General features: G+C 57.0%; 1 rRNA gene. It reads right to left on the bottom strand.

Annotated features, from left to right (window positions below):
• Nucleotides 1-66 precede the first annotated feature (66 nt).
• A 23S ribosomal RNA gene (locus tag ACFKCF_RS61445) occupies nucleotides 67-3168 on the bottom strand.
• Nucleotides 3169-3392: the final 224 nt, after the last annotated feature.

Raw genomic sequence — 3392 nt, 5'->3', positions numbered from 1 at the left:
GAAACAGCCACTTGCTGTCTCAGAATCACATAATGGACGCGAGCAACGACTAGAAAAGTCTGCTTTGTGGTCAAGTCCTCGGCCTATTAGTACCGGTCAGCTCCACACGTTACCGCGCTTCCACCTCCGGCCTATCAACCCGGTCGTCTACCGGGAGCCTTACCCCCTCACAGGGTGGGAGACCTCATCTCAAGGCAAGCTTCCCGCTTAGATGCTTTCAGCGGTTATCCCTCCCGAACGTAGCCAACCAGCCGTGCACCTGGCGGTACAACTGGCACACCAGAGGTTCGTCCGTCCCGGTCCTCTCGTACTAGGGACAGCCCCTTTCAAGTCTCCTGCGCGCGCAGCGGATAGGGACCGAACTGTCTCGCGACGTTCTAAACCCAGCTCGCGTACCGCTTTAATGGGCGAACAGCCCAACCCTTGGGACCTACTCCAGCCCCAGGATGCGACGAGCCGACATCGAGGTGCCAAACCATCCCGTCGATATGGACTCTTGGGGAAGATCAGCCTGTTATCCCCGGGGTACCTTTTAGCCGTTGAGCGACACCGCTTCCACACGCCGATGCCGGATCACTAGTCCCAGCTTTCGCTCCTGCTCGACCCGTCAGTCTCACAGTCAAGCTCCCTTGTGCACTTACACTCAACACCTGATTGCCAACCAGGCTGAGGGAACCTTTGGGCGCCTCCGTTACCTTTTGGGAGGCAACCGCCCCAGTTAAACTACCCACCAGACACTGTCCCCGATCCGGATCACGGACCAGAGTTAGACATCCAAAACGACCAGAGTGGTATTTCACCAATGACTCCACCCGAACTAGCGTCCGAGCTTCCCAGTCTCCCACCTATCCTACACAAGCCGTTCCAAACACCAATGTCAAGCTGTAGTGAAGGTCCCGGGGTCTTTCCGTCCTGCTGCGCGAAACGAGCATCTTTACTCGTACTGCAATTTCACCGGGTCTGCGGTTGAGACAGCGGGGAAGTCGTTACGCCATTCGTGCAGGTCGGAACTTACCCGACAAGGAATTTCGCTACCTTAGGATGGTTATAGTTACCACCGCCGTTTACCGGCGCTTAAGTTCTCACCTTCGCCAGCTTACGCTGACTAAGCGGTCCCCTTAACGTTCCGGCACCGGGCAGGCGTCAGTCCGTATACATCGTCTTACGACTTCGCACGGACCTGTGTTTTTAGTAAACAGTCGCTTCCCCCTGGCCACTGCGACCCCCACCAGCCTCGGACGCACGGTCCTACACCAGCAGAGGTCCCCCTTCTCCCGAAGTTACGGGGGCAATTTGCCGAGTTCCTTAACCACAGTTCACCCGATCGCCTTAGTATTCTCTACCTGACCACCTGAGTCGGTTTAGGGTACGGGCCGCCACAACACTCGCTAGAGGCTTTTCTCGGCAGCATAGGATCATCCACTTCACCACAATCGGCTCGGCATCACATCTCAGGCTTAAGGAACGCGGATTTGCCTACGTTCCGCCCTACATGCTTACCCCAGGACAACCATCGCCTGGGCTGGACTACCTTCCTGCGTCACCCCATCGCTTACCTACTACCCGATCGGTTCGAGCGTTCACTCTGACAGCCGTCCCGAAGGACAACCCGAGTTAAGGACTCTTAGCATCACGAGGTTCAGTATGGGCGCGTTAAAGCGGGTACGGGAATATCAACCCGTTGTCCATCGACTACGCCTGTCGGCCTCGCCTTAGGTCCCGACTTACCCTGGGCGGATTAGCCTGCCCCAGGAACCCTTGGTCATCCGGCGCGAGGGTTTCTCACCCTCGATTCGCTACTCATGCCTGCATTCTCACTCGCACAGCCTCCACAACTAGATCACTCTGCTGCTTCGCCGGCTGCACGACGCTCCCCTACCCACCAACAGCGCAAAGCTGTCAGTGCCACGACTTCGGCGGTGTACTTGAGCCCCGCTACATTGTCGGCGCAGAATCACTTGACCAGTGAGCTATTACGCACTCTTTCAAGGGTGGCTGCTTCTAAGCCAACCTCCTGGTTGTCTCTGCGACTCCACATCCTTTCCCACTTAGCACACGCTTAGGGGCCTTAGTCGGTGATCTGGGCTGTTTCCCTCTCGACTACGAACCTTATCGCCCGCAGTCTCACTGCCACGCTCTCACTTACCGGCATTCGGAGTTTGGCTGACGTCAGTAACCTTGTCGGGCCCATTAGCCATCCAGTGCTCTACCTCCGGCAAGAAACACGCGACGCTGCACCTAAATGCATTTCGGGGAGAACCAGCTATCACGGAGTTTGATTGGCCTTTCACCCCTACACACAGATCATCCCCCAGGTTTTCAACCCTGGTGGGTTCGGTCCTCCACCCAGTCTTACCTGAGCTTCAACCTGCCCATGCGTAGATCACTCCGCTTCGGGTCTACAGCATGCGACTCAACGCCCTATTCAGACTCGCTTTCGCTACGGCTCCCCCACACGGGTTAACCTCGCCACACACCATAACTCGCAGGCTCATTCTTCAAAAGGCACGCAGTCACATCACAGCTGAGCAAGCCCAGCTAAGCTCCTACGGCTTGTAGGCACACGGTTTCAGGTACTATTTCACGACCCCTCACCGGGGCACTTTTCACCTTTCCCTCACGGTACTCGTGCACTATCGGTCACCAGGGAGTATTTAGGCTTACCAGGTGGTCCTGGCAGATTCACACAGGATTTCTCGAGCCCCGTGCTACTTGGGATCCCCTCAAACAGTCGACAAGGTTTCGCCTACCCGGCTCTCACGGTCTACGGCAGCCCTTCCCAGAGCTTTCAACTACCCCATCGATTTCTCACTGTTCGGCCGACCGGCAGATCGACCAAGAAGGTCCCACGACCCCGGACATGCAACGCCTGCCGGCTATCACACACGCCCGGTTTAGCCTCATCCGCTTTCGCTCACCACTACTCACGGAATCACTATTGTTTTCTCTTCCTACGGGTACTGAGATGTTTCACTTCCCCGCGTTACCACCAACCGCCCTATACATTCAGGCGGAGGCAACACCACATGACTGGTGCTAGGTTTCCCCATTCGGACATCCCCGGATCAACGTCTGGTTGGCGACTCCCCGAGGCTTAACGCAGCCTCCCACGTCCTTCATCGGCTCCTGATGCCAAGGCATCCACCGTGTGCCCTAAAAAACTTGGCCACAAAGATGCTCGCGTCCACTATGCAAATCTCAAACAACAAACAGCAAACCAGCTCGCGCCCCAAGCCTTTGAGGCGTCCGCTGGTCCTGTCTCCGAAGAACCGAACACGCATGCCCGTTTCCTCAGGACCCAACAGTGTGTCCAACCAGCCCCAACCCTCGAAACCCCGTTCCCACTCCCTCCCGAAAGAAGGCGGTACTTGCAGTCCGACGATCGCGGCCTG

Origin of the sequence: Nonomuraea sp. JJY05, assembly GCF_043496855.1 — a bacterium.
GTDB lineage: Bacteria > Actinomycetota > Actinomycetes > Streptosporangiales > Streptosporangiaceae > Nonomuraea.
The sequence above is the reverse complement of the archived record's forward strand: the minus strand, read 5'-3'. Positions and strand labels throughout refer to the sequence as shown.